Origin of the sequence: Mycobacterium sp., from assembly GCF_050701675.1 — a bacterium.
Taxonomy (GTDB): Bacteria; Actinomycetota; Actinomycetes; order Mycobacteriales; family Mycobacteriaceae; genus Mycobacterium.
Genome location: NZ_JBOGDD010000541.1, coordinates 1 through 23,165 on the forward strand (window position 1 = coordinate 1; position 23,165 = coordinate 23,165).

A 23,165-nucleotide genomic window follows, 5' to 3' on the forward strand; every position below is an offset into this window, starting at 1 on the left:
CCAATCCACGACGCGTATAATTACAGAAAAGAATACTAGGCGCTGGAGGAGGACAAGCTCGCGCGGATGCCGAAACCGAAGCCACTGGCCACCAGGATCGCCCTGGTCACCGGCGCCGCGTCCGGCATCGGCAAGGCGATCGCGACCCGATTGGCGGCCGAGGGGGCCTGCGTCGTGATCGCCGACCTCAGCGCTGAGAAGGCCGCTGCCGCAGCGGAAGAACTCGGCAACTCCGACGTGGCGATCGGCATCGCCGCCGACGTCACCGACGAGTCCGCCGTGCAGGCCGCGATCGACGCATGCGTGCTGGCCTTCGGCGGGATCGACATCGTCGTCAACAACGCCGGGCTGTCCCTGTCCAAGTCGCTGCTCGAGACGACGGCTGAGGACTGGGACCTGCAGCACAACGTCATGGCCCGTGGCTCGTTCCTGGTGTCGAAGGCGGCGGCACGGGCGCTGATCGACCAGAAGTTGGGCGGCGACATCATCTACATCTCGTCCAAGAACTCGGTGTTCGCGGGCCCCAACAACATCGCCTACTCGGCGACGAAGGCCGACCAGGCCCATCAGGTGCGTCTGCTGGCCGCTGAACTCGGTGAGCACGGCATCAAGGTCAACGGCATCAATCCCGACGGCGTGGTCCGGGGTTCGGGCATCTTCGCGGGCGGGTGGGGTGCCAAGCGGGCGGCCGTCTACGGCGTCCCGGAGGAGGACCTCGGCAAGTACTACGCGCAGCGCACCCTGCTCAAACGTGAAGTGCTGCCGGAGAACATCGCCAACGCGGCGTTTGCGCTATGCACCTCGGACTTCTCCCACACGACGGGATTGCACGTGCCGGTCGATGCCGGCGTGGCGGCCGCCTTCCTACGATGAGCGCCGGGACGTTCGCAGCGGTAGACCTTGGCGCCACCAGCGGGCGCGTCATGCTGGCGTCGGTCGGTCAGGGGACGCTCGAGATGCGGGCGGTGCATCGGTTCGCGAACGACCCCGTCTACCTGTGGAACGGTCGGCGTACCGCGATGCACTGGGACCTTCCCGGCCTGTTCGCCAACGTCTGCGCCGGACTGGCCGAGGCTGGGCGTTCCGCGCCGGAGTTGACGAGCGTCGGCGTGGACTCCTGGGCCGTCGACTACGGTCTGCTGCGCGACGGAACGCTTCTGGGACTGCCGTACAACTACCGCGACGCGCGATGCGCACTCGGCGCCGACACGGTGCACGCCAAACTCACCCAAGAGCAGATCTATGCCCGAAATGGATTGCAGTTCCTGAACTTCAACACCATGTTCCAACTCGCTGCCGACGAACTCGATGGCGCGCTTGACGTCGCGGATGCCGCACTGCTGGTTCCCGACCTGATCGGCTACTGGCTGACGGGGCAGATGGTGACCGAGCGGACCAACGCCTCGACCACCGGGCTGCTGGACATCGCCGGGCAGTGGGACACCGAACTCGAGACGATGCTCGGCCTGCCCAACGGTCTGTTTCCCCGACTGGCCGAACCGGGCGCCGAACTCGGCCCCGTGCTCGCCGATCTCGCAGACCGCGTGGGGCTGAACACGCGACTGCGTGTCACCACGGTGGCCTCGCACGACACCGCGTCGGCGGTCGTAGCGATTCCCATGGCCTCTGGGTCGGCGGCCTACGTCTCCTGTGGTACCTGGGCACTGGTGGGAGTTGAACTGCCAGGTCCGGTGGTCAGCGAAGAAGCCCGCGCCGCCAACTTCACCAACGAGGTGGGAGCCGACGGGCGAATTCGCTTCCTGCGCAACGTGATGGGCCTGTGGCTCCTCAGCGAGTCGGTCCGCCAATGGGAGCGCGACGGCTCGCGCATCGACCTCACCCTGCTGCTGGAGCAGGCCGCTGCCTGCGCGCCGCCCGCCGAGGTGTTCGATGGCGACGATCCCAGGTTCGTCGAACCGGGTGACATCCCGGCGCGCATCCTGGGCTGGTATGCCGAGCGCGGTCTCCCCGCGCCGTCGGACCGGGCCGAGATGGCCCGGGCGATCGTCGAGAGCCTTGCCGCTGGATTCGCCCGTGGCGTTGAGCAGGCGTCCGCGCTGTCGGGCATCCCCGTCGAGACGGTTCACCTCGTCGGCGGTGGCGCCCGCAACCGGCTGCTCTGTCAGCTCGTCGCCGACCGCGTCGGCAAGCCGGTGGTCGCCGGACCCGTTGAGGCGACCGCGATCGGCAACGTACTGATTCAGGCCCGCGCACACGGCCTGTTGCACGGAGATCTCGATGATCTGCGTGGCACCATGGCCACGGCGCTGGCAGGGCTGCGCTTTGAACCCCAACGGACCCCGGCGGGAAGGGCTTGACGATGAAGAGACGGCTACCGAACAGGCACGACCTTGCGCCGCTGATGCAGTTCAAGAAACCGGAGTTCGACGCGACGAAGCGCCGGTTGGACAAGGCACTGACGATCGAAGACCTGCGTCGCATCGCGCGTAGACGCACCCCGCGGGCCGCGTTCGACTACACCGACGGTTCGGCTGAGGCCGAGCTGTCCATCGCGCGCGCCAGGCAGGCGTTCTCCGACATCGAGTTCCATCCGGCGATCCTGCGTGATGTCTCGAAGGTGAGGACCGGGTGGGACGTCCTCGGGGGACCCGTCAGCATGCCCTTCGGGATCGCGCCCACCGGGTTCACCAGGATGATGCACACCGAGGGTGAGATCGCTGGCGCGCACGCGGCGGCCAGGGCGGGCATCCCGTTCTCACTCTCCACGATGGGCACCACGGCCATCGAGGACGTCAAGGCGGCGAACCCGTTGGGCCGGAACTGGTTTCAGCTCTACATGTGGAAGGACCGCGACCGGTCGATGGCGCTTGTCGAACGCGCCCTTGCCGCTGGGTTCGACACCCTGCTCGTCACGGTGGACGTTCCGGTCGCAGGCGCTCGGCTGCGAGACAAGCGCAACGGGATGTCCATTCCTCCTGCGCTGACGCTGCGCACCATCGCGAACGCCCTGCCGCGGCCGCAGTGGTGGATCGACTTCCTCACCACCGAACCGCTGGCCTTCGCGTCGCTGGACCGATGGTCGGGCACCGTCGCCGAGTTGCTCGACACCATGTTCGATCCGACGGTGACCTTCGAAGACCTCGCCTGGATCAAGTCGCAGTGGCCTGGCAAGTTCGTGGTCAAGGGCGTTCAGACGGTCGCCGATGCGCGTGCCGTCACCGACCTGGGTGTCGACGGCGTTCTGCTGTCGAATCATGGTGGCCGTCAACTGGATCGGGCGCCGATACCGTTCCATCTGCTACCCGCGGTGGTCGCAGAGGTCGGTAAGGACACCGAGATCCTGCTCGACACCGGGATCATGTCCGGCGCCGACGTGGTGGCCGCCATCGCCATGGGAGCGCGGTTCACGCTGATCGGGCGCGCCTATCTGTACGGCCTCATGGCAGGCGGAGAAGCGGGCGTCGACCGTGCCATCGAGATCCTGTCCGGTCAGGTCGAGCGGACCATGCGGCTGCTCGGCGTCACCTGCCTCGAAGAGCTGAAGCCGGAGCACGTCACGCAGCTGGTGCGGTTGGCGCCGCGGTCGGTGACGGGCGGGGCGGGGGGCTAGGCCGGATGGCGGTCGGGATCCGTGACGTCGCCGCGGCGGCCTCGGTGTCCGTCGGCACGGTCTCGAACGTGCTCAACGCGCCGGAGCGGGTCGCGCCCGCCACCGTCGCGCGGGTGCACGCGGCGATCGAGCAGCTCGGGTTCGTCCGCAACGATGCGGCCCGTCAACTGCGCGCGGGCCGGTCGCACTGCGTCGGACTGCTGGTGCTCGACGTCGGGAACCCCTTCTTCACAGACGTCGCCCGGTCGGCTGAACGGCGTGCGGCACAAAGCAACCTGGTGGTGCTGCTCGGCACTTCCGATGACGATCCAGAGCGTGAGCGCGCATACTTGGAAACCTTCGACGAGCAACGCGTCTTCGGTTTGCTGATCTCGCCGGTCGGCGAGGACCTCGATCGCGTGCTCGCCCTGCACGGGCGCGGAGTTCCCGTGGTGCTCGTCGACCGCGACGGTGCGGGAACCCCGTTCGCCTCGGTGGCCGTCGACGACGTCGCCGGTGGCCGGATGGCGCTGAATCACCTGTGCGGACAGGGTCGCACGCGCATCGCGTACCTCGGCGGTCCGCTGAGTCTGCGGCAGGTGGCGGACCGCCTCGCCGGTGCTCGACAGGCTGCGGACGACCACCCGGGCGCCACGTTGGAGGTGATCCCCACGCACGAGCCAAGCGTGCTTGCCGGTCGGGCGGCGGGGGAGGCGCTGTGCGCCAGGCCCATCGATCGGCGGCCCGATGCGGTGTTCTGCGCCAACGATCTACTGGCGATCGGCATGCTGCAGGCGCTGACCGGCAGCGGGGTGAGCGTGCCCGGTGACATCGCGCTGATCGGCTACGACGACATCGACTTCGCGCGCTCGGCAGCCGTTCCGCTGTCGTCGATACGCCAGCCCAGCGCCAACATCGGGACCACCGCCATCGACCTGTTGCTGGCGGCCGTCGAGTCGCCGGAGGCCGAGCCGCGACACGTGGTGTTCCGCCCGGAACTCGTGGTGCGGGCCTCGACCGCCGGCGGGCAGGAGCGGAGCGACCCGGGAAAAGATCCAGCTACTTGATGGTGTAACCGCCGTCGACGACCAGGTCGGCGCCGTTGATCATGGCCGACGCGCCAGAGGCCAGAAATACTGCGGCAGCAGCGATCTCGTCCGGATAGGCGAACCTTCCGGTGGGGATCTGCTTCTTCAGCGCGTCGCCCTTGGGGTTGTCCCACGCCTTGATGCCGAGGTCGGTGAGTACCACGGTGGGGGAGATGGTGTTCACCCGCACACCGCGCGGCGCCCATTCGGTGGCGAGAACCTTGGTGATGCCGACTACGCCGAACTTCGACGCGCAGTAGGCGACGTGTTCCTCGATCGCCACGGTGGCGGCCTGGGACGCCATGTTGATGATCGCACCGCTGCCTGCGGCCAGCATGTGCCTACCGACCGTCTGACACATCAGGAAGGTGCCCTTGAGGTTGACGGCAATCGTGGAGTCCCAGTATGCGAGCGAAATATCCTCTGCAGGAGCAAGTCTGGCAATGCCTGCGCTGTTGACCAGGATGTCGATGCGGCCGAAGTCGTTGACGACGGCGGCCACCGTCGATTCGACCGACTCGGGATCGGAGACGTCACAGGTGTAGCCACCGTCCGTGGCGAGGTCGGCGACCGCGACCGTTGCGCCCTTCGCCGCGAACGCGGCTGCGATGGCCGCGCCGATGCCGGAGGCGCCGCCGGTGACGAGAGCCACCAGTCCGTCCAGCCGGAAGTCGAAGTCCACTTCGGGTTTGGTTGTTTCGGACATATACCCATCTCTCCTCGATGTGTGGGCCAGATCAGTCGAGCACGGCCGTTGCGATGTCGACGTCGGTGACGATGGAGGACACCAGCCCCGACTTCAGTACCGCCCTGGTGGCGGCGGCCTTCTCCTTGCCCGCTGCGATGGCGATCCTGGTGGGGATCCCGCGCAGCACCGTCTCGTCGATGCCCATCCGGCGCTCGTCGAGACCAGGTACCCGCCTGCCCTCGGAATCCATGAGCAGGGCGCATGTCTCGCCGCAGACGCCGCTCTCGCCGAGCGTTCGCACCTCGTCGGCGGTGAGCGATTCGTACACCTGGGAGGCTCCCGCGCTCCAGGCTCCGACCGAGACGATGGCGCAACTCACCGAGGCTTGGCGTCCGATGGTCTCGCGGATCTGCAGATTGTCGCCAAGGCTCTGCGCCGTGCGCGCATCGGTGACGACGAGCGGGGCGTACAGCGGCCAGGATTCGCCACCGCTGACCTCGCTGATCCGTCTCACCAGATCCGTGCCGTTCGACGTGATGGCGCCCGCCATGCCCGTGAGTTGCACGACGTCGCATCGGGGAAGCGTGGTCAGGTACGGGGCGATGTGCGTGAGGGTCCGTCCGCAGTCGACGCCGACCACGTCGCCTTCGCGCAGGATCGACTGCAGCAGTTCGGCCATCGCCCTCGCGACGGCGTCGACGTGGTCGGCCGCGTTCGTCGAATCGGCTGCCACCGCGTAGGCGTGCTCGAGTCCGTACTGGCGTTGCAGCGCCGTCGACAGCTCGACGTCGATGGCCCCCGGGTTGTGGATCTTGATCTCGACCATTCCCGACTCGATCGCTTCGTCGAGCATCCTGGCCACCTTGAAGCGGGAGAGCCCGAACTCCTCGGCGATCTGGATCCGGGTGCGTCCTTCCAAGTAGTACCGGCGGGCGATCACCGCGCGCTGGAAAAGCTCATCAGGCCCCATCGGTCGCCTCCCGTGAATCCGGAGCCACTAGGCTCGCCGGGCCTCTGCACATATGTGCAGCGACATTGACATGTGAGCATAAGCATTGCATGATCCACATCACAAAGGAACACATGAGTAGCGGAGTCAACAAATGAGCGAAGACGGCGACGGGCTGGCCGAACTGGCCGGTGCGGTGTTGTCTCGTGAGTCCGCAGCCCTCGCCGCGCTGGTCGGGGCCGTCGAATCGAGCGTCGTGGCCGTCGCCCACCAGATGATCCGGGTCCCTGGGAAAGTCGTGACGACCGGCTCGGGCACCTCGGGGATCATGGCCGAGCGGCTTGCCCACCTCCTTTCGGTGTGCGGGACCCCCGCGGTCTACCTGCCGTCGATGGATGCGCTGCACGGCGGCATGGGCGCCATCACCACGTCCGACCTGGTCCTGGCGATCTCCAAGACCGGCAGGAGCCAAGAGCTCACCAACCTCGTCGAGCGCCTTGGCCGAAGGGGTATCCACGTCGTCGCCCTCACGGAGAGCCCCGACTCGCCATTCGCCCTCGCCGCGGGGAGCGTGGCAGCCCTCCCGCCGACGCCCGCGGACGCCGATCCCGGCGACATGATCGCAATGGCCAGCACCCTCGCGGTCGGCGCATGGAGCGACGCGGTCGCCGTGGTGACGATGTCGCTGCGCGGACACACCGTCGGCGACGTCATCGACAGTCACCCGGCAGGCGGCGTCGGGTCCCGCGGATTCCGGCCGGGCGACGATTCCGCTCCCGTGGTGGCCTCGTGACGACGCCCGCGGTGATGGGCGTCGACTCGTCAACGCAGTCGTGCAAGGTCGAGATTCGCGACCCGAACACCGGCAGGCTGCTCGGCACGGGGTCGGCGCCCCATCCGCCTGCGTTCCCGCCGTCCAGCGAACAGCATCCGGCCGACTGGGTCACCGCGTTCGTCTCGGCTGCGCGCCAAGCGATTTCGCGATGTGCGGAGCCGCCCGACGTGCGGGCGATCTCGGTCGCCGCACAGTGCCACGGGTTGGTGCTGCTCGACGAGCACGGCGATGCCCTGCGCGCGGCGAAGCTATGGAACGACACGACCGGATCGCCCAACCTGGCCCGGCTCGTCGAGCGCATCGGCGCCCGCCGCTGGGTGATGCGCATCGGCTCGCTGCCCACGGCCGCGTTCACCATCGCCAAGCTGGCCTGGGTCGCCGAACACGAACCGGGACTGCTCGATCGGGTCGCCACCGTCCTGTTACCCCACGACTACCTCACCTACTGGCTGACCGGTGAGAAGGTCACCGACCGCTCGGATGCCTCGGGCACCGGCTACTTCGACGCCGTGGACGGACAGTGGATCCCCTCCTACCTCGATCTCGTTCGCGCGGACCAGGATTGGTCGACCATGCTGCCGACCGTGCTGGGCCCTGCCGATGCGGCGGGCACGGTGCGCCCGGCGCGGGCAGCCGAACTCGGCATCCGGGACGACGTCAGGGTCGGCGCGGGCGGTGGCGACCAGCACGCCGCTTACCTGGGCCTCGGCCTGACCGACGGCGACCAGTACTTCAGCATCGGTACCTCTGGCGTGGTCGCGACGTCATCGCGGGGTCCCGTCTTCGACACCACCGGCGCCGTCGACGGGGTGGCCGACATGACCGGTGGGTACCTGCCGTTGATGAGCACGCTCAACGCGGCCAGGGTCGTCGACAGGGCGGCCGTCCTGCTCGGCACCGACCTCGCGGGCATCTCGGAGCTGGCACTGGCGGCCGGACCCACCCAGGGCCCGGTGCTGGTGCCGTTCCTAGACGGGGAACGCACGCCCGATCGTCCCAACGCCCGCGGCGCCTTCGCCGACCTCACCTCACAGACGACCCGCGAAGAGCTCGCGCGCGCCTTCGTCGAGGGCCCACTGCTCTCACTCTTGTCGGGACGCGACAGCCTGACGGCGTGCGGTGTCGAACTCGGCGGCGCCGCAACGGTGGTCGGTGGGGGAGCCCGGTCACCGGCGACGCTGCAACTGCTGGCGGATCTGCTCGATGACGAAGTCACGGTTCCCGACGTCGACGAGGCGACCGCACGCGGCGCGTGCATCCAGGCAGCCGCCGTGGCGTCGCGCACCGACGCCGCCGGTCTCGTCGACCTGGCGAAGCGGTGGCTGCCGGACGCCAGGGCCCGCGTCGCACCGCGCAAACACGGCAGGGACGTGACCGCACTGCGCAAGCGGTGGGCAGCGCTGGCCGCCTCCCCGCTGCTCGACGGGGAAGGCGCGCAATGACCGCCCTCGCCTCGTGGCACACCGGTTTCCCTGGCATGTTGGCCGGTTCCGTGTACGCGGCTCCAGGATCCCGGCTGTTCGCGGCACAGACGCTGGCCGAGGAGGGACTCGACGTCCACATCGACGTGATGGCCGCGTCTGAGGGGCTACCCGCCGGCGTGAGTCTGGCTGAGCTGCAGATGATCTCCGCGGCCGTAGACCGACACCGGGTGGGCGTGCACGTGATCGGATCCGGCGACTTCGTGGACGCCGTGCTGCCGAAGATCCTCGCGCTGCATCCAGGCATCGTGTTCCTGCCATGGCAGACGTTCACCGACGAGCGCGTCGTCGCGGTCCGGGCAGCCGGCGGCAAGGCCTGGATCGCGCTGTGGCGCGAGTGGGACGGCGTCGGGGATCCCCAGTGGCCCAGCGTCCCTGACGGCGTGCTGGTGATGCTCATCGAACCCGGCACCCGCGACGCCTGCCGGCTGGATCGGCTGGATCTCGTCACCGCCTGCACGGCGCAGTTCGCCGATCTGCCCGTTGCCGTCGACGGCGGGATCACCGAGGAAGTCGCGCCACTGTGCGCCGCCGCCGGGGTCCGCCAGATGGTCGTCGGGCGGGCCCTACTGACCTCAGAACGAAGGGAAGCGATATGAGCACTGAGACCGTACCCACCACCCCGCCCCTCATGCGCGCCAGCGTCATGACCGGCGTCCGCACACTACAGATCGAGGACAGGGAAGTCCCGACGCCAGGGCCGCACGAAGTCCTCGTCGAGGTCGCTGCGGTCGGAGTCTGCGGATCCGACGTGCACTACTACCGTCACGGCCGGATCGGCGACTTCGTCGTCGAGCAGCCGATGATCCTCGGTCACGAGCTGTCCGGGCGCATCTCGGCGGTGGGTGAGCAGGTCGACCCGACCCGCGTCGGCCAGCGTGTCGCCGTCGAACCGCAACACCCGTGCAGGCGCTGCAAGCAGTGCACCGCGGGCCGCTACAACCTGTGCCCCTACATGGAGTTCTACGCCACCCCGCCGATCGACGGCGCATTCTGCCGCTACGTCACCATCGATTCCGAATTCGCCCATCCCGTACCGGATTCCATGTCCGATGAGGCTGCGGCACTGCTCGAGCCGCTGTCGGTGGCCGTCACGACGATGCGCAAGGCCCACGTCCAGCCGGGAAGTTCGATCCTCATCGCCGGCGCCGGGCCCATCGGCGTCATCTGCGCGCAGGCTGCCCATGCGTTCGGCGCCGCGCGGATCGTCGTCTCCGATCCGCTGCAGTCGCGGCGGGAGAGCGTCTTGCGCTTCGGTGCCACCGAGGTCATCGATCCCCTCGTCGACGACGTCGCCGCGCTCGATCCTCAGGTCGACGCCTTCGTCGACGCCAGCGGCGCTGCCCCCGCAGTGGTCAGCGGCATCAAGGCGGTCGGCCCGGCCGGCCACGTCGTCCTGGTCGGAATGGGCTCCGGCGACTTCGCCCTGCCCATCGGCTACATCCAGAACATGGAGATCAACGTGACCGGAGTCTTCCGGTACACCGATACCTGGCCTGCTGCAATACATCTGGTGACATCGGGCGCTGTCGACCTCGACGCGATGGTGACCGGCAGATACGACCTCGAGCACGTCGGCGAGGCACTTGACAGCGACACCGACCCGGCCAGCCTCAAGTCGATCGTCGTACCGAAATGAAGGAGAGTGCCATCACGAGCACCCGTTCACCATTCGATCTCACGGGTCGCACTGCGCTCGTCACCGGCGGAAACCAAGGCCTAGGAAAGGCATTCGCCTTCGGCCTGGCAAATGCGGGCGCGACGGTCGCGATCGCCGGCCGCAGTGCCGAACGCAATGACAAGGTGACCGCGGAGGCCGCCGCGGCGGGACACACCATGCACCCGATCACCGCCGACATCACCAGTTCGGCCGACGTCGCCCGCATGACGGCCGAGGCGATCCAGGCGCTTGGCCACGTCGACATCCTCGTCAACAACGCAGGCACCTGCTATCACGCCGAGTCCTGGGACGTCACCGAGGATCAGTGGGATGACGTCTTCGACCTGAACGTCAAGGCGCTGTGGGCCGTCTCGCTGGCGGTCGGTGCCCACATGCGCGAGCGTGGCTCGGGCTCGGTGGTCAACATCGGCTCGATGTCGGGCCTCATCGTGAACCGTCCGCAGATGCAGCCCGCGTACAACGCCTCCAAGGCTGCGGTCCACCATCTCACCAAGTCGCTTGCAGCGGAGTGGGCTCCGCTGGGGATCCGGGTCAACGCGGTGGCTCCGGGCTACTGCAAGACCGAGATGGCGCCGGTGGACCGCCCCGATCTCAAGCGGTACTGGATCGACGACGCACCCCAGCAGCGGTACGCGCTTCCCGAGGAGATCGCGCCAAGCGTCGTGTTCCTCGCCAGCGACGCGGCCTCGTTCATCACGGGATCGGTCCTGGTCGCCGACGGGGGGTACACCGCATGGTGAATGGCGCACAGCCGGGCCTCAACCGTCGGGTGGTCGTCAAGTCGATCGACGACGTCGTGTTCGAGAGCGTGCCCGAGGCCGCGCCGGCGCCCGGTGAGGTGCGCATCCGCGGCACGGTCGTCGGCATCTGCGGATCGGACACGCACGCGGCGTGCGGTCACCACCCGTTCATCGACTTGCCGTACCGCCCAGGACACGAGGTGATCGGCGTCGTCGACGCCGTAGGCGCCGGAGTCGACGACTCGTGGGTGGGAACCCGCGTCGTCGTGGAACCCAACCTGGCCTGCGGCCATTGCACCCAATGCCTCGCCGGTCGCTACAACATATGCCGGGAGCTTCTGGTGCTCGGCTGCCAGACCCCCGGCGGACTGGCGGACAGCTTCACCGTAGCCGTCGACCGGGTCATCGCGCTGAACCCCGAGCTCGACGACGACCACGCCATCCTCATCGAGCCCTTGGCCACCCCGGTCCACGCCGTCCGCCGCGCCGCGGAGGCGGTCGGCGACTTGCGCGGCCGTCCTGTCGTGGTCATCGGAGCAGGCCCCATCGGGCTGTTCGTGCTTCTGGCCCTCCGAGACGCAGGCGCCAACGTGGTGGTCGCCGACCTGCTGGCTTCCAAGCGCGAGCGGGCCGAACGTCTCGGTGCCGCAGGAAGTTTCGATCCCACTGCTCCCGACGCCGTCGAGTCGGCGCTGGCGCTGCTCGGCGGCCCCGCTGCCGTCGTCATCGACTGCGTGGCCAGGGAGAGCTCGGTGGCCCAAGCCGTCGATCTGGTCGACAAGGGTGGCGCCATCATGATCGTCGGCGTCGCGGCGGGCGCCGTTCCGGTCCGGCTCGATCTGATCCAGGATCGCGAGCTGGCCCTGATCGGCAACCTGATGTACGTCCGAGAGGACTACACCGCCGCCATCGACCTGCTCAGCTCCGGTGCGGTGCCGATCGATGAGATCATCACTGCCCGCTTCGACTTCGAGCATGCAGCGGAGGCCTTCACCGCGTCGATGGACCCGGAGAACGTCAAGGTCGTCGTGTTGGCTGGGGCGAGCGAAGCGACGGGGGATCAACCTGGGGCGAGCGAAGCGACGGGGAATGTCGTAGGGAGTCCGTCATGAGCTCGGCCATCCTCGAATGTGCCGACATCACCAAGAGTTTCGGCGGCGTTCCGGTCTTGAAGGGCATCACGCTGGATCTGGAGCCCGGCACCGTGACGGCGCTGGCCGGTGAGAACGGCGCAGGCAAGTCGACGTTGATGAAGATCGTCAGCGGTCAGTACAGCGCCGACGGTGGTTCGGTGTCGGTGCAGGGCACCCATCTAGCCCCAGGCAACCCGCGAGACGCCGTCAAGCACGGCGTGGCGATCGTCCCGCAGGAGCTCGCGTCCATCGAGGACATGACGGTCTACGAGAACCTGTTCGTGGGACGGGAACTCAAGGTGGGGCCGTTCCTGAACCGGCGCGCGATGATCGACGAGGCAAAGGACACGCTGTCGGCGTTCGACGTGGCCATCTCGCCGACCGCGCGGATGGGCAGCCTGCCCGTCGGCCTGCGGCAGATCGTGGAGATCGTCAAGGCGGCTCGGACCGGCGCGCAGGTCGTCATGCTCGACGAGCCCACCTCGGCCATCTCCGAACGCGAGGTCGAGGGCCTGTACGGAATCGTGCGACGACTGCGCGACCACGGGGTCGCCATGGTCTACACCACGCACAAGATGGCCGAGATCCGCGCGATCGCCGACCGGGTCGTGGTATTGCGCGACGGCGGTTTGATCCTCGACAAGCCGCTCACCGAGGTGACAGACGACGACATCGTCACCGCGATGATCGGCCGTGAACTCAACGCTCTGTTCCCCGACCTCGTCGGGCCGAAGCCCGACACGGTGCTCGAGATCCGTGACCTGCAGGTCGACGGGGCTACCGAGCCGGTGTCGTTCTCCGTGAGCTCCGGGGAGATCGTCGGGCTCGCCGGGCTGGTCGGCGCGGGGCGAACCGAACTGCTGGAGGCCATCTTCGGCGCTCGCCGCTCCACTTCAGGCGAGATCCTGGTATGCGGCAGAAAAGTCAAGCGCAACGCGCCTGCCGCTGCGATCACCGAGGGTATGGCGATGGTTCCCGAGGACCGCAAGATCTCGGGTGTCGTTCTCTCGATGAGCGTGCTCGACAACGGGTCGCTTCCGCGGCTGTCGTCGTTCAGCGTCGCGGGCTGGCTGCGTGGCAAGGCCCGCACCAAGGCCGTGTCCGACGTGATGAAGTCGGTGCGGCTGCGCAGCAGCGGGATGGGCCAGCTGGTCGGCACGCTGTCGGGAGGAAACCAGCAGAAGGTCGTGCTGGCCCGATGGCTGACCGGTGAGGTGAACGTCCTTCTGCTCGACGAACCCACCCGCGGTGTGGATGTCGGCGCCCGAAGCGAGATCTACCGCATCATCACTGAATTCGCCGAGGCAGGGATGGCCGTCGTGATGGCATCGTCGGACATGCCCGAGATCATCGGGCTGTCGCACCGCGCGTTCGTCATGCGCGCAGGGGCCTTCGTCGGCGAACTCGACCGCGACGCGCTCGACCACCCCGCGGTCCAAGAATCAGTGTTCCGGATGGCGACCGCACTGGACGGGCCGAAACACATACCCACCCCCACGGCCGATGAGCGGCCTGATTCACCGGAGGCAGCATCGTGACAACCCAAGTCGATACCGAAGACACCCCGGAGGCCTCCGGACCGCCGGTGGTGACGTCACCGACGACGGGCGAGCCAGTGAAGCTGTTCTCCCGCGAGTGGATCGGCGGTATCGCGCTGCGGTACTCGATGGTCATCATCATGCTGCTGGTGATCGCGTACTTCAGTTACCGCAGTGCGCGATTCGGCACCGTCGACAACCTCGTCACCATCCTGGTCGCCGCCGCCCCATTCGCCCTCATCGCACTCGGACAGACCCTGGTGGTCCTGACCGGCGGCATCGACCTGTCGGTGGGCAGCGTGATCGCGGTGTCGGCCATGGCGGGTGCCGCGACGGCGAAGGCCAATCCCGGACAGGTCTGGATGACCGTTCTGGTCGCCATGGTCGTCGGACTGGTGGTCGGTTCCCTCAACGGAATCATGGTGTCGCGCATCAACGTGCCGCCGTTCATCGCGACGTTGGGCACGTTGACGGCGGGCTCCGGTCTTGCCTACGTGATCGGTGGCGGCGCTCCGATCAACGGGCTGCCCGCCGAGTTCGGCTCCATCGCCAACACGAAGATCCTCGGTCTGACGATCCCCGTGCTCGTCATGATCATCGGCATCATCGTGCTGGCGATCGTGATGAAGCGGACCACCTACGGCATGCGGGTCTACGCCGTCGGTGGTAACCGCAACGCCGCCGAGATCGCAGGTATCAACGCCAAGAACGTGCTCTTCAGCGTCTACGCGCTGTCCGGTCTACTGGCGGGCATCTCCGGCGTGATGCTGGCCTCCCGCGTCATCTCGGGACCGCCCAACCTTGGCCAGGGCTACGAGCTCGACGCCATCGCGGCGGTCGTCATCGGCGGGGCCAGCCTCATGGGCGGGCGCGGCACGATCTGGGGGACGGTGCTGGGTCTCTTCATCATCCAGACGCTCAACAACGGGTTGGACATCCTGGTGGTGCCCGCGTACTGGCAGGACGTGATCAAGGGCGTCCTGATCGTCGCGGCAGTCGCGGTCGACGTCTGGTCGACTCGACGACGAACGTGATCCCTTGATGGCAAAGTTTCGGACATCGATCGACACAATGAGAGTGAGAGACCAGATGAGACTGACAACGAAGTTCGTCGCCATCGCCTCGGCGGGGCTTCTTGGACTCGGCCTGACCGCCTGCGGCGCAGGCGACACCGAGTCCAAGAGCGGCAAGACGCGGGTCGGCGTCTCGGTGTACGACATGAGCTCGTTCATCACCGCAGGCAAGGAGGGCATGGACCAGTACGCCAAGGACAACAACATCGAATTGGTCTGGAACTCGGCCAACCTCGACGTCTCCACCCAGGCCAACCAGGTCGACTCACTGATCAACCAGGGCGTCGATGCCATCATCGTCGTCCCGGTGCAGGCGGATTCGCTTGGGCCGCAGGTGGCTTCGGCCAAGGCGAAGGGCATCCCGCTGGTTCCGGTGAACGCGGCGCTCGACAGCAAGGACATCGCAGGCAACGTGCAGCCGGACGACGTCAAGGCCGGTGAGCAGGAAATGCAGATGATGGCCGACCACCTCGGTGGCAAGGGCAACATCGTCGTGCTGCAGGGTCCGCTCGGCCAGTCCGGCGAACTCGACCGCACGAAGGGCATCAAGAACGTGTTGGCCAAGTACCCGGAGATCAAGATACTGGCGATGGACACCGCCAACTGGAAGCGCGATGAGGCCGTCAACAAGGTGAAGAACTGGATCTCGGGCTTCGGGCCCCAGATCAACGCCGTCGTCGCCGAGAACGACGACATGGGCCTCGGAGCGCTACAGGCGCTCAAGGAATCCGGTCGCACGGACGTACCGATCGTCGGCATCGACGGCATCGAGGACGGCCTGAACGCCGTCAAGAGTGGCGAGTTCATCGGCACCTCACTGCAGAACGGCACCGTCGAGCTGTCCGCTGGGCTGGCCGTCGCCAACGCGTTGGCCAAGAAGGAGCAGGTCAACATCGCACCCGTGTACATCATGCCCGCGATCACCAAGGACAACGTCGACGTCGCGATCCAGCACGTCGTGACCGAGCGGCAGAAGTTCCTCGACGGCCTCAGCGCCCTGACCGCACAGAACCTCAAGACCGGCGACATCGCCTACGAGGGCATCCCCGGTCAGAAGCAGCCGTAACCACCAGTCCGACAACACATTCAATGACCACACCCCGAAGAGAGTGAACAGATGAAACTGACGATGAAGCTGGGTGCCGTCGCCGCGGCGGGGCTGCTTGGCCTCGGGCTGACCGCCTGTGGCGCGGGCGATACCGAGTCGAAGAGCGGCAAGACGCGGATCGGTGTCACGGTGTACGACATGAGCTCGTTCATCACCGCCGGCAAGGAGGGGATGGACCAGTACGCCAAGGACAACGACATCGAACTGGTGTGGAACTCGGCCAACAACGACGTCTCGACGCAGGCCAGCCAGGTCGACTCACTGATCAATCAGGGTGTCAGCGCCATCATCGTCGTTCCGGTACAGGCGGATTCGCTCGGTCCGCAGATCGCGTCGGCCAAGGCGAAGAACATCCCGTTGCTTGCGGTCAACGCAGCGTTGGAGAGCCCCGACCTCGCGGGCAACGTTCAGCCCGATGACGTGGCCGCGGGTGCCCAGGAAATGCAGATGATGGCCGACAAGCTCGGCGGCAAGGGCAACATCGTCATCCTGCAGGGCCCGCTCGGTGGCTCAGGTGAGATCAACCGCGGCAAGGGGATCGACCAGGTGCTGGCCAAGTACCCCGACATCAAGGTGCTCGCCAAGGACACCGCCAACTGGAAGCGCGACGAGGCCGTCAACAAGACGAAGAACTGGATCTCCAGCTTCGGGCCGCAGATCAACGGTGTCGTCGCCCAGAACGACGACATGGGTCTCGGAGCGCTTCAGGCGCTCAAGGAAGCCAATCGGACGGACGTGCCCATCGTCGGGATCGACGGCATCGAGGACGGCCTGAACGCCGTCAAGAGTGGTGAATTCATCGGCACCTCACTGCAGAACGGCACCGTCGAGCTGTCGGCAGGCCTCGCCGTCGCCAACGCGATCGTGAAGAACGAGCAGGTGAACAAGGATCCGGTCTACGTGATGCCCGCGATCACCAAGGACAACGTGGACGTCGCGATCCAGCACGTCGTCACGGAACGCCAGAAGTTCCTCGACGGCCTCGGCGAGCTGACCGCGGCGAACCTCAAGACCGGCGACATCGCCTATGAGGGCATCCCCGGGCAGAAGCAGCCCTAGTTCCACCCTGAATGGAACGGGACCGGCCCCACCCCCCTGCGGCCGGTCCCGTTTCGCGTCGGCGGGTCGTGCATGGTCGCGAGTTCTGCACCACGGTCGCGTTCTCCATGGGTCACGACCCTGCTGCAGAATTCGCTGCGCGGCAGCCGAAGTCGGTCAGGGTTTCGGTCCCAGCGGCAGCTTCGCCAGGTCCAGTACCTCTTCGGTGGTCAGCGGGCTGTGGGGGTGATGCGAGAGACACCACGGCGCGGTGATCTTCTCGAAGGCGCTGCCTTCGAGCGCGGCGTAGAAGTTGCCCGCCCTCAACCTGCTGATGTCGGGCACGTACCCACCCTTGACGCGCGCCATCTCCTTGGCCGTGGCGATTTGCGCCGGGGCGTTCAGCAGTCCGTAGAACTGCGTGGCGGAGTTACCGGCGATGTGAGGGTTCAGACCCCGTGGCGCCTGGGTGGCGTAGACCAATCCGAGTCCGTACTTGCGGGCCTGTGACGACAACGCCAGTGTGCTGTAGGTGGATTCGGTCGTCCGGCCCGACGGCGCGAAGTTCTGTGCCTCGTCCATCACCAGCAGCCCGCCAAGTGGGCGGTCACCCGCCGGATTGCGCTTGATCCACGCGAACAGCGCCATCTGCAGCTGGTTCACGAACCCTTGGCGCTGCTGATCATTGGGCAGCCCGACCATGCTGATCACCGACACCCTGGCCCGATACCCGTCCGACGGCGTCAGGAGCGCTCCCGGGTCCACCGGGGTTCCGTCACCGCCGAACATCGGATCGTTCACCATGGCGGCGCGCAGATTCTGACCGAGCTCCGCCGCCCGCTCCCGCGCACTGCCGATCGTGCTTGCGCCGTCGGGTAGGTCCGCGAGCACCTGCAGGAACCCGGGCAGGGAGGTGGACCCCTGCCGTCCGTACCACTGCAAGGCCTGTCGCAGGACCGCACGGGATTGGTTGGCCTTGGGCGTGTTTCCCGAGATCAGCGCACGGTTCTCCAGTGCGGCGAAGGCGGATTCGACGGCCTCGTCGTACTCGTCGCGGTCGTCGGCCACGCTCGCGAAGTCAGGCAGCGGCTGAAACGCCAACGGTCTGCCCGCCGAGCGGCGCGGCGTCCACACCACGACTTCGGTGTTGCTCAGATAGTCGGTGGCACGCGGGGTGTCCGCCGCGTGCCATCCCCGCGGCGGCTCGGGCCACGGCAGCCCGAGCCGCGCGAGATCGTTGTTGGGGTCCAACACGATCGACGACACCCCGCGCAGGGCGCACTCCTCGACGAGTCGGCGGATCAGCACCGTCTTGCCCGATCCCGAGCCAGCGAAGATCGCCGTGTGCTTGCGCAGGGCGAGGAGCTCCACGCTCAACCGACGTCCCGACGCGTCGTCGGTGCCCAGCGGCACGGCCGTCGGGGACTCTTCTCTTGGCGCGTCCTGTACACCGGTGTTCGGTTCTGTCGGTGGTTCGGGCTCCGGCTCGAAGGCCGGTTCCGGTACCTCGGTGGGCAGCGGGCCTGCGCCCTCGCCGAATGCGTCCCGCAGGAAGGCGAGCCCGTGCGCGGGTTTGCGGGCCACCAGCCACGCGCGCAGGTCGGGATGGTCGTCGTCGATCAGGTCCCGCAGTGCGGAGAGGATGCGCAGATCGCCGTCCGTCAGGATCAGTGTCCGGCCGCCCGCCTGCTCGAAGTCAGCGACCACCTGCGCCGTCTTGACCCCTGCGGGCCACGGCTGGTTGCGGAGCAGGAAGAGCTTTCGCTTGTCCAGGTTGGTGCCGAAACCGGTTGCTGCCCGGGCATTCTTGATGCGGTTCTGAGCCGCGATGGCGTTGGGGCTGGCGATCGCCCGAAACGCCCAGTGCCGTTCGTCGTCGGTTTCGGCGTCGAGGCTTTGGCGCAGCCGGCCGTGCAGGACCACCCGCTTGCCCGGCGGCGGGTCGAGCCGGAAGGTCTGCTCGGGGTCCCCGCGTTCGGCGATCCAGGCGTCCAACGCGGCGGACAGTAGGCCGGGCACCGTGGTGTCCTCGCCCTCGGGATCCAGGGCGGCCGCGCCGACCGCGCGCCGCCGGTAGTCGGCGAATCGCCGGTCGAAGTCGGCGCTGTCGCGTGGCGCGCCTGCTTCGGCGTCACCGTGGGATTCCTCCGGAACCGCCTCGCCCGCACGCTCTTTGAGATGCGCCAACTCCTCGACGGCGTCGCGCTCCAGACACCAACGGACGTGGGCGTCGGCGCGCTGGAGCAACTGGCGCGGTGTGAGGTCGGGCGCGTCGTCGAAGGCGGAGGCCAAGATGGGCCAGCTCGGGTAGGGCGGCGTGAACCCCACCGAGCGGTAGCTGGCGGTGAATCGTCGCTCCAGGATTGCCCTGGCGACAGCGGCATTGGGCAGTGGACTCAGCGGGGCGGTCTCCCTGAACCTGTCGGCCACCGTGGCGGTCGCCCGCGATCTGATCAACTCCCACACCACGGGCAGGCACGCAACGACCTCGGCGGTGCGCCGCATCGTCTGCCTGATCCCCATGAGCCCGTGCGCGACGTGCTCGAGGTCGCGGTTGTCTCCTGCGCTGCCATCGCGACCAGCCGTCGACGTGGCGGACTGCGCGAGGAGCGTGTCGATCTGGTCGATCGCCAGAACCGAAGGCCCGGCGAGGGCGACCAGTCGCGAGATGTCGCGCACGCATTCCTGCGGCGTCAGGGTCGACACTCCGATGCCCCAGGTCCTGCGGCCGGTGTCGTCGACGTCCTCTGCCGAGTTGAGGTAGGCCTGTCCGACGTCCTGGACGCCGAGTTCGGTCGCGCCGAGCATGACGAGCGCACGCAGGGTGTGGTGTGCCCGGCGCACCACCTGCGGGTTCGACTTGTTGAGTGCGTTGACGAAGGTGGACAGGATCTCCGGCGTCAGTTCGTCCTCACCCGCGATGGCGCGGCGGTCGGCCCTTGACACGTGAGCGACGGATGCGAGCCGCCACAACACCTCCTTGAGCTGTGTTTCGCGATCGGCGGCAGGCCTGCCGAGGCTCTCCAGGATGCTGCTGCGGGCCGATTCCCAGAAGCTGGTGGCGTCCAGTAGTTCCAGCAGGAAGAAGAAGCCGTCCTGAGCCTGTACCCGTTCACGCACCTGGCCGAGGAGATGGGTCTTGCCCGATCCGGCCCGGCCCCGCACCACGACACCGAGTGGGCTCGAGTCCGGCGCGCGATCGGCGTCGTCGAAGGCGGCCATCACCACCTCGAGCGCCCCGTCGTTGACACCAGGCACGTGAAGGGTGCCCTGCGAGTGCCACAGATCGTCGGCGGCAGGCGCGAACGACAAGCGCAGTGACTTCAAGGCATCCCGCTGCCGAGGATCCATCACTTCTCGATCGCGATCATGTGCTTGTCCTCGGCGCCGATGGTGACAGCGGCGGCATGATCGGCGTCGGTCAGCACCTTCTGGTTCTCCTCGGGGATCAGACTCACCCCAGGAACGCGGTGCATCCGGGTGAGGGCGGCGTCCAGATCGTGCCTCGGCACGCCCGACAGCTCATCCCGCAGGCGGACCAGGTCCACCCAGCCGCCGGCCCGAGCCGCGAGCCGCACGTAGGCGCCGCGGACCTTGTCTTCGACCTGATCTCCCAGCACGTCGGGTTCCCCGGCCAGCGCGCGGTCATCGAGCGGCACGAACACGTCACCGGGGGCCAGATCGTCGCGGTCGAAGTAGCGGCGCAGCGCGCGCAGCACGGTGTAGAGCGCCTTGCCCTGACCCTTCGACTGCGCGGGCACGTTGGCGCCGAACAACCTCGCACACGTTGCCCAACCCTTGTCGGTCAGCTCGAGCACCATCGCTCGGCCCTCCGTGGTGACTTCGATCAGCCCACGTCGTACCAGCTCGTCCCGATCCTGCTTCTTCAATTCCGGCCCCAAGGTTGCCAATTCGGGATTGCGGATCGGTCGTGCTTCGGCCATCAGAACCAGCAGCACCGCTTGCTCGGTGCCGGTCAGTTCCTCGGGGTCGATGCTCACGCGAGATTCCCTTCGTCGTGTCTCTTCTTGGAGTAGAGCCCCCGCACCGTTGGACGATCGTCGTCCATTCTCACCTACGCCTCAGATGTGCGCCGCGGACGTCAGCCGCCGAGCTCGGCCAGTGGGACGTCGGTGTCGGCGAGACGCCCGGGGTCCACCGGCTCGCGCGATCGGATCAGGTCCTTGATGTCGTCGAGTCCCTCCCAGACGTTGACGTTCATGCCGGCCAGCACCCGGCTCTCGGCGTCGAGCCAGAACACGGTGAACTCTCGTCCGTCGACGTCGCCGCGGAACACCGCCGAGGCGTAATCTGCCGCGTGTCCGACGTACTCCATCCCCAGGTCGTACTGGTCGGTGAAGAAGTAGGGCAATTCGTCGTAGACGCCGGGGTTTCCCATCATGCCCGCGACGGCCACCGCAGGCTGCTTGAGCGCGTTGGCCCAGTGTTCGGTGCGGATCCGGGTGCCGAAGAGTGGATTGTCGGCGGCCGCGATGTCACCGACGGCGTACACGTCGTCGTCGCTGGTCTTCAGTGACGCGTCGACCAGGACTCCACCGTCGGCAAGCTCCAGGCCTGCCTTCTCGGCGAGCTCGGTGTTGGGCTTGGCCCCCACCGCGACCAACACGGCGTCCGCGCTCACCGTCGACCCGTCACCGAGCTTCAAGCCGGTCGCCTTTCCGCCGTCGGTGGTGATCTGCTCCACCGACGTGTTCAGGCGTAGGTCGACGCCGTGTTCGCGGTGCAGCTTGGCGAACACCTCGGCGGCTTCGCGGCCGAGCGCGCCGAGCAGCGGAAGCTCCGCGCTCTCCACCACCGTCACCTCGACGCCGCGTGCACGGGCGCTCGCGGCGACCTCCAGTCCGATCCAGCCAGCGCCGACGACGGCCAGCCGGGCTCCTTCGGTCAGGACGGCGAGGAGATCGGATGCGTCGTCGACGGTGCGCAGGTAGTGCACACCGCCCGCGTCGCCGCCGGGAATCGGAGGGCGGCGTGAACTCGAGCCGGTGGCGAGCAGAAGTTTGTCGTAGCCCTGGTGGTGGCCCTCGTCGAAGCCCACGGAGTGTGTCAGCCGGTCGATGCTGGTGACCTCGGTGCCGAGCCGCAGGTCGACGTCGTGCTCGCGGTACCAGTCTTCGGGGTCGACGGTGAAGTCCGGGAGTGCCTTCTTGTCCGCGAGATAGTCCTTCGACAGCGGCGGACGTTCGTAAGGCAGGTGTTCCTCCGCTCCGAAGAGAATGATCTCTCCGTCGAATCCGTTGTCCCGCAATGCTTCTGCAGCCTTGGCACCGGCCAGGCCACCGCCGACGATGACGAATGTGGGCATGTCACTACTCCTTACTGGTGGGGAATTCGGTGACGTGGTCGCGAAGATCCGAGCTCAGCGACACCCGCGTCAGTGCCGCGGCCAGGCGGGCCGCACTCCGCGGCGCGAGCTCAGCCAGCTCATCCGGTTTCGTGGGCAGGCCGAGCTCTTCGGCTCCCGCGATGGCGCGATCGTCGAAATACGGTCTAACCCATGGCCACACGTCCTGCACCTCGCGCATGAAGATGCCGGAGCCGGTGTCGCCGATGCCCTTGAAGCGTTGCAGGGCGTGGATGGCTTCGGCGCGATCCTCCCGCGCCTCGGCTGCCAGCTTGCGCAGGTCGCCCCCGTAGCGATCCAGGACGGCCTCGGCCATGTCGCGCAGCCTCGTCGCCGAGCTCTCGTCGTAGCGCGCGTACCCGGCGCGGCCGAACGCATCGATGAGCGACGTGCGATGTGCGTCGCGCACCGCAGTCGGCGTGCGAATGCCCGCCTGAAACACCTCGCGCGCCGCACGCGCTGCGACGTCGGCACCGATCGGCTTGCTCGCCAGCATCGCCAGGGCCAGCAACTGGAACAGCGGCATCGGCTCGTTGCGCAACCGGATGCCTGCCTCGTCGGCATACGTCGTGCCAGCTGTGTCGAGGAGACGCCGCACGACCAGGGAGGTCTCACTCATTTCGGTGCGCATACCCGATGGGGGCCTGGACAAACAATGCACTACTTGGGCGGCAGGCTCTTGGCGTGGGCCACGCCCCGCGACACCCAGGACTGCAACTGCCGCTTCGTTCGCACACCGTCGTCGGAGACGCTCACCCAGCCGCGAGTCTCCCGGCCCGCCATTACCATCGGCTCGACGTGTTCGCGCTTCAGCAGCTTCTCCGTCTCGTCCGGCGGCACCCTCACCATCAGGCCGCCGCGACCGCTCGCGGCGACCGACATGTGGCCGCCGATCAGG

General features: G+C 67.5%; 20 protein-coding genes and 1 pseudogene. 14 read left to right on the top strand and 7 right to left on the bottom strand.

Features of this window, described 5'->3' with window-relative positions; all coding sequences use genetic code 11:
• The 4 genes and pseudogenes from ACRDUX_RS16300 to ACRDUX_RS16315 form a co-directional block, all read left to right on the top strand.
• Positions 1-873, top strand: a pseudogene (locus tag ACRDUX_RS16300) (SDR family oxidoreductase); the annotation flags it as partial.
• Positions 870-2,318 carry a rhamnulokinase gene (locus tag ACRDUX_RS16305; protein ID WP_526415054.1) on the top strand — a complete coding sequence of 483 codons (1,449 nt, stop codon included), beginning with the start codon at positions 870-872 and terminating at the stop codon, positions 2,316-2,318. The pseudogene ACRDUX_RS16300 and the gene ACRDUX_RS16305, both read left to right, overlap by 4 nt.
• 2 nt (positions 2,319-2,320) lie before the next feature.
• Positions 2,321-3,571, top strand: coding sequence for an alpha-hydroxy acid oxidase (locus tag ACRDUX_RS16310; RefSeq protein WP_526415055.1), 1,251 nt, complete (start codon positions 2,321-2,323; stop codon positions 3,569-3,571).
• A gap of 5 nt (positions 3,572-3,576) precedes the next feature.
• Positions 3,577-4,617 carry a LacI family DNA-binding transcriptional regulator gene (locus ACRDUX_RS16315; protein WP_526415056.1) on the top strand — a complete coding sequence of 347 codons (1,041 nt, stop codon included), beginning with the start codon at positions 3,577-3,579 and terminating at the stop codon, positions 4,615-4,617.
• Here the strand turns inward: ACRDUX_RS16315 and ACRDUX_RS16320 are convergent.
• Together ACRDUX_RS16320 and ACRDUX_RS16325 are read right to left on the bottom strand one after the other, a co-directional pair.
• Complete coding sequence (locus tag ACRDUX_RS16320; RefSeq protein ID WP_526415057.1) at positions 4,610-5,344, bottom strand: SDR family NAD(P)-dependent oxidoreductase; 735 nt, start codon at positions 5,342-5,344, stop codon at positions 4,610-4,612. The two genes, ACRDUX_RS16315 and ACRDUX_RS16320, sit on opposite strands and share 8 nt — an antisense overlap.
• 31 nt (positions 5,345-5,375) lie before the next feature.
• Complete coding sequence (locus ACRDUX_RS16325; RefSeq protein WP_526415058.1) at positions 5,376-6,296, bottom strand: sugar-binding transcriptional regulator; 921 nt, start codon at positions 6,294-6,296, stop codon at positions 5,376-5,378.
• A gap of 133 nt (positions 6,297-6,429) precedes the next feature.
• On the opposite strand from ACRDUX_RS16325, the gene ACRDUX_RS16330 reads away from it, so the two are divergent.
• The 10 genes from ACRDUX_RS16330 to ACRDUX_RS16375 are packed head-to-tail and all read left to right on the top strand — an operon-like array spanning position 6,430 to position 16,923.
• On the top strand, positions 6,430-7,068 hold the full coding sequence (locus ACRDUX_RS16330) for an SIS domain-containing protein (protein WP_526415059.1): 639 nt from the start codon (positions 6,430-6,432) through the stop codon (positions 7,066-7,068).
• The gene (gene xylB / locus ACRDUX_RS16335) at positions 7,065-8,552 is read left to right on the top strand and encodes a xylulokinase (RefSeq protein WP_526415060.1); all 1,488 of its coding nucleotides are present in this window, start codon (positions 7,065-7,067) and stop codon (positions 8,550-8,552) included. Before ACRDUX_RS16330 ends, xylB begins: the two co-directional genes overlap by 4 nt.
• Positions 8,549-9,190: a ribulose phosphate epimerase gene (locus tag ACRDUX_RS16340; RefSeq protein WP_526415061.1), complete on the top strand. Its 642-nt coding sequence runs from the start codon at positions 8,549-8,551 to the stop codon at positions 9,188-9,190. Before xylB ends, ACRDUX_RS16340 begins: the two co-directional genes overlap by 4 nt.
• Positions 9,187-10,230: an NAD(P)-dependent alcohol dehydrogenase gene (locus ACRDUX_RS16345; RefSeq protein WP_526415062.1), complete on the top strand. Its 1,044-nt coding sequence runs from the start codon at positions 9,187-9,189 to the stop codon at positions 10,228-10,230. Before ACRDUX_RS16340 ends, ACRDUX_RS16345 begins: the two co-directional genes overlap by 4 nt.
• Positions 10,227-11,012: an SDR family NAD(P)-dependent oxidoreductase gene (locus tag ACRDUX_RS16350; RefSeq protein ID WP_526415063.1), complete on the top strand. Its 786-nt coding sequence runs from the start codon at positions 10,227-10,229 to the stop codon at positions 11,010-11,012. Before ACRDUX_RS16345 ends, ACRDUX_RS16350 begins: the two co-directional genes overlap by 4 nt.
• Positions 11,006-12,124, top strand: coding sequence for a zinc-dependent alcohol dehydrogenase (locus ACRDUX_RS16355; RefSeq protein WP_526415064.1), 1,119 nt, complete (start codon positions 11,006-11,008; stop codon positions 12,122-12,124). The genes ACRDUX_RS16350 and ACRDUX_RS16355 overlap by 7 nt, the downstream gene beginning before the upstream one ends.
• A complete protein-coding gene (locus ACRDUX_RS16360) occupies positions 12,121-13,683 on the top strand; it encodes a sugar ABC transporter ATP-binding protein (RefSeq protein ID WP_526415065.1) in 1,563 nt (520 codons plus the stop codon). The genes ACRDUX_RS16355 and ACRDUX_RS16360 overlap by 4 nt, the downstream gene beginning before the upstream one ends.
• A complete protein-coding gene (locus tag ACRDUX_RS16365; protein WP_526415066.1) occupies positions 13,680-14,717 on the top strand; it encodes an ABC transporter permease in 1,038 nt (345 codons plus the stop codon). The genes ACRDUX_RS16360 and ACRDUX_RS16365 overlap by 4 nt, the downstream gene beginning before the upstream one ends.
• Positions 14,718-14,772: 55 nt before the next feature.
• The gene (locus tag ACRDUX_RS16370; RefSeq protein WP_526415067.1) at positions 14,773-15,822 is read left to right on the top strand and encodes a substrate-binding domain-containing protein; all 1,050 of its coding nucleotides are present in this window, start codon (positions 14,773-14,775) and stop codon (positions 15,820-15,822) included.
• Positions 15,823-15,873: 51 nt separating this feature from the next.
• A complete protein-coding gene (locus ACRDUX_RS16375) occupies positions 15,874-16,923 on the top strand; it encodes a substrate-binding domain-containing protein (protein ID WP_526415068.1) in 1,050 nt (349 codons plus the stop codon).
• Between the two features lie 156 nt (positions 16,924-17,079).
• Here ACRDUX_RS16375 and ACRDUX_RS16380 read toward each other — a convergent pair whose 3' ends face one another.
• From ACRDUX_RS16380 to ACRDUX_RS16400, 5 genes are all read right to left on the bottom strand, one after another.
• A complete protein-coding gene (locus tag ACRDUX_RS16380) occupies positions 17,080-20,253 on the bottom strand; it encodes a helicase HerA domain-containing protein (protein ID WP_526415069.1) in 3,174 nt (1,057 codons plus the stop codon).
• Complete coding sequence (locus tag ACRDUX_RS16385) at positions 20,253-20,903, bottom strand: hypothetical protein (protein WP_526415070.1); 651 nt, start codon at positions 20,901-20,903, stop codon at positions 20,253-20,255. The genes ACRDUX_RS16380 and ACRDUX_RS16385 overlap by 1 nt, the downstream gene beginning before the upstream one ends.
• 101 nt (positions 20,904-21,004) lie before the next feature.
• Positions 21,005-22,228 (bottom strand): NAD(P)/FAD-dependent oxidoreductase, encoded by a 1,224-nt coding sequence (locus ACRDUX_RS16390; protein WP_526415071.1) that lies wholly within the window; start codon positions 22,226-22,228, stop codon positions 21,005-21,007.
• Between the two features lie 4 nt (positions 22,229-22,232).
• Positions 22,233-22,886 carry an HhH-GDP family DNA glycosylase gene (locus tag ACRDUX_RS16395; protein ID WP_526415072.1) on the bottom strand — a complete coding sequence of 218 codons (654 nt, stop codon included), beginning with the start codon at positions 22,884-22,886 and terminating at the stop codon, positions 22,233-22,235.
• A gap of 41 nt (positions 22,887-22,927) precedes the next feature.
• On the bottom strand, positions 22,928-23,165 hold a 238-nt coding region (locus ACRDUX_RS16400), incomplete at its 5' end, for a TfoX/Sxy family protein (RefSeq protein WP_526415073.1).